This is a genomic window from Psychroflexus sp. MES1-P1E (assembly GCF_002836055.1).
Classification (GTDB): domain Bacteria; phylum Bacteroidota; class Bacteroidia; order Flavobacteriales; family Flavobacteriaceae; genus Psychroflexus.
Genome location: NZ_PJBS01000191.1, coordinates 1 through 4226, shown reverse-complemented (window position 1 = coordinate 4226; position 4226 = coordinate 1). Strand labels below are relative to the sequence as shown.

At 30.0% G+C, this 4226-nt stretch carries 1 protein-coding gene and 1 pseudogene; one reads left to right on the top strand and one right to left on the bottom strand.

The window, feature by feature from the left end:
- Positions 1-244 (top strand): annotated as a pseudogene (locus CXF67_RS08435) (IS110 family transposase); the annotation flags it as partial.
- Positions 245-427: 183 nt separating this feature from the next.
- Here CXF67_RS08435 and CXF67_RS08430 read toward each other — a convergent pair.
- Entirely contained in the window at positions 428-4087 is a 3660-nt protein-coding gene (locus tag CXF67_RS08430) for a DEAD/DEAH box helicase (RefSeq protein ID WP_102088357.1), read from the bottom strand.
- Positions 4088-4226: the final 139 nt, after the last annotated feature.

The following is a 4226-nucleotide window of genomic DNA, read 5'->3' as shown; positions in this document are numbered from 1 at the left end:
TCGAGCACGAATTAGTAAAATAGGAAATCAAAAGCTGCGAAACTTATTATTTATGTGCAGCTTTAATGCCTGTAAATACAATAAAGCTTGTAGAGAAATTTATGAGCGAATAGTAGCAAAAGGTAAGAGTAAAAAATTAGCATTAATAGCGGTATGTAATAAGCTATTAAAACAAGCCTTTGCAATTGCTAAATCAGGGTTGATATATGATAAAGAATATAAAAGTACTCTAGTGAGAAATTAATGCATTTTTACTTGTTTTTTACCACAGTACTTTGTTGTGCATAGTGCTTTTCACGTTCAGTTTGTTTTTCCGATGTTTCTTATTTAGTTCAGATTGAGCGTAGGCAAGGCATACTCTTTTGCAATTTTTGGCTAGTGTGGTGGCTAGTGCGAATTGTAAATGTGTATGGCTTTTAGCGTTGGCTTATAATTCAATATTCAGTTCATTTAGTAATTCAATTTGTTCTGCACTTAACTCGTTATTCTGATAAGCTCTTTTTGTTCTAGCCAAGGATTGGTATAAATTCCCTTGCTCCTTGTCTTTTCCTGCTTTTGGATAATGTTCTTGATTTTCTTTAAATAAAGCAATCTCTCTGATTTTATTTGACCATTTCGTAAATCCATTTCTACCACTTGATTTTAAATTAGATAAATCTATTCCAATATCTTTAAATGCATTAATTCTTTCAATTGGTAAGATGTTATTTTTAAAATCGTATTTCTGTTTTGCCCACCAAGCATATAAAGGATTTCGTTTGCCCTTAATCATTGATGGTATTTTTATCATTCTGTTTTCGTTTAAATTTTCAAGAAACTCTGTAAATGATTCTTCCCAAGTTTTCTCATCCTCCTTACTATTCCATATGAAACCTATTTCATTTAATTTATCTACTCTAAATTGTTTTAAAGGTTTATATCTGTCTCCTTTAGAACCTAAATACGCCTGTCTATTAGCTAGACACCAACTATATAATTTGCTTTCTCTTGATTTTGAATCACTACGGTTATATTTTGGCCAACGGTTAGGATTATCTTTCCTGTAAATAACTAAATTCTCATACATTTCCAACCATCTATCTCGCTTCTTTTCATTCCCTTTAGCTTCCATTTCATAACCAATAGAAGCGAGTTTTTTAATTTGTATTTCTGTTAAATTACCATTTTTATAGACTCCTCTTTGAGAACCTAACCAACTATTAAAATCTTTGTGAGTAGTTCTTGTTGGTAGATTATTGTTTTCATTAAACCATTTTTTAAGCTTTTCAAATGTTTGTTCCCAAGTTTCAAAAAATCTATCAAGATTTAAGTCTTGAACTTTATTTGATTGGTATTCTGAAAGTTTTCCTTCTTCTAAATCTCTTTTATGACGATAAACCCAATTGTATTCATTATAACCTATTTCGTTTGCAGAAATTGATTTACGTCCTTCTAATATTGATTTAATGTTTTCATACTTTTTAGTCCAAGCATCTGTTTTTCCTTCAAAATTGAAATTAAGTTCAGTCATCTTATCAAAAAAATAATTACCTAAATCATTTTCACGATATCTTTTTCTAATCGTTTGGCAAAATATATAAAGTTTACTTTCTCTAGATTTTGCATTTCCTTTCTGGTATTGAGGCCAGTTATTGGGGTTTTCAATTTTCCAACTAATTAAATCTTCATAAATAGGAATCCATTTTTTTCTACTTGCAGGACCTTTAAACTTTTCATCTATTTGAATGAATTTATTTATTTTTTCAGGTGATAAGGCATCTCCTGTATTAACGTTAACGAGCATATACCTATACCATTTAACTAAATCTATAGAGTCAATACCTTTACAAGGTGGGAAAATGTTTGTTCTTGAATAATTTTCAAATTCTTCGAAATTCTTATCCCACTTATAATCGACAATATTCCAAGCAAAATCAATAGAATTTAATTTTTGTATTTCTACACTTTTTAATCTTCCATTCTTTCTTCTATTACGTTGTTGAGCTATCCAAGCATACAAATCTTTATTGTCGCTTTTATTTGGGTAGTCATCATTAGTTTCTATGTAACTCTTTAATTCTAAGAACCAAATATCCCAATTGTTTGATGTCTTATAGATAATTTGGTCAAATAATGATTCACGTAATTTTTCTTCAAAACCTATTAGGTGTAAAGAATCAATTTCCTCATCAAAGGACGAAATGATATCTATTTTCTTTGAACCTCTTTTACCTTTTCCAAAGGCTATTGAATTTATTTCGTCTTGAAGTCTTTCGTCTTGGTCGCATAATGAACGAATTACTTGTAAAAGGTTTTTGAAAGAACCTTGACTGATAGAGTTTTCTACTTCATCATTATTCGTGTGATAAATTGGAATTACAATATATCCTAATTTTTTACCTTCTTTCTTTCTTAATGCTCGTCCAACAGCTTGTATAATATCTACTTTTGAATTTTTAGGGTCAGAAAAATATACCAAATCTATAGTAGGAACATCAACACCTTCAGTTAAACATCTTGCATTAGAAATAATAGCTTTACTAGAATTTTTAAATTCATTTAAAATTTGATTTCTAATGCTTGTGGATTGTGTTCCATCAACCGAAAATGAAGTTGTCTTTTTAAAAAGTTTGGAATGACGAGAAGCAAATTCTTTGGCTAGTTTTACTCTTGAATGAAAAGTTAGACCGTGATTTGCAGAATACTTGTTCATCACATAGTCTAAAGCATAATTATTAGCTACTTCATCTAATGAAATATTATTGTCTACGAATTTTCTCTCTTGTATATAAGTCGCTAATTGTAAATCATTTACTCCAATCGCAACGATTTTATAATCTACAAGAATATCTTCATCAATCGCATTTTTAAAAGACATTCGATATAATTCTTCCCCAAATTTTTCTGGGTCATTCATATCGTGTGTATATTTTAAGTCATCTCCTAATTTTTTCTTCAAGGATTCTTTTACAATTCGAGGTGTAGCAGTTGCATATAGTCTTCTTTTAGCGGGAATCTTTTTATTATCGTGAATCAATCCAAATACACCTTTGCTAATTCCTGCTGTTTTGTGTGCTTCATCACAAAAAATAAAATCAAAACTAATTTCTGTATTTTGTATTGACTCAATGATTCTTGGAAGAGATTGATAGGTTGAAAAAATAACTTTTTCATTCAAATCTTGATTTAAAAAAGATAATATTTCATTTGGTTCTGTAGTTACATTGCCACCAATTTCGTATGTATGCGTAACTATAGAATCGGTATTGTCTTTATCAATATCTTTTTCAGAACAAACACATAAATATTGATACTTTGTTTTTCGTTGATTTGACCACTCGTTTTTTATTTGACGTAATAAAGCTAAAGAGGGAACTAAAACAAGAGTTTTAAGACTCTTTAATTCTTCTTTAATCCATAATGAGGTAAAAGTTTTTCCAGCACCACACGGTAGTATTAATTGCCCTCTTGATTCTTCTCCTTCAGTAAACCATTGTACGCATTCATCAATAGCTCTTTGTTGGTGTGGTTTAGGGTTGAAAAATATTTTTTCTTTTGGTTGGCTATTATTTAAAAGTAGATTAATATTTGTAAAAATATTTGCCTCAATTTCAAGCAAATGACCTATGCTGTAAAATGTGAAATTTTCTTGTCTTGATAATGAAACTTTATCTAAAGATGAACAATTAGAAAAAACGATATATCCATCTGCTTTTGGACAATACGCAAACAGGTTCGAAATTTTATCTGATGACCAATTTAGTTTACTTGTTTCATCATTTTTAAATTTGCATTGTACAGCTATATATTTATCATCTATAGTTTTAAGCAGTAAATCGATGCCATATTCAACTGTTCCTAAATCAAGTTTTGCTTTTGTATTTAGTGGGATTTCATCATACAGCCAAACATCAGAGTATAATCCATCAATTTCAGGTGCAGTTAAAAAGTAATATTTTGCGAACACCTCAAATATTTGGCCTGCGGATGTATCTTTAATTCCAGCTTCTCGGTTATCAATATTATACCTTGATAATTCAGGCTTCAAGTCAGTCCAATGTTGTTTACCTTGTATTATATCCGATAGTATTTTCTTGTATTTTATCATATTTCAGCGATGGCAAGAAACAGCTCTTTTGGTTTTTTCAGCGTTGGCTTATGTTTTGGCAAAAAAACCAAATGTGCTGTTTGTGCGTTGGCGTTTTTAGTTCAAATGTTGATGTTTAGCACGATTTCCGCATTATGCA

What these genes read in the sequence shown, in the direction of transcription:
- CXF67_RS08430 (WP_102088357.1), bottom strand. Translation starts at nt 4,087, where the DNA reads ATGATAAAATACAAGAAAATACTATCGGATATAATACAAGGTAAACAA.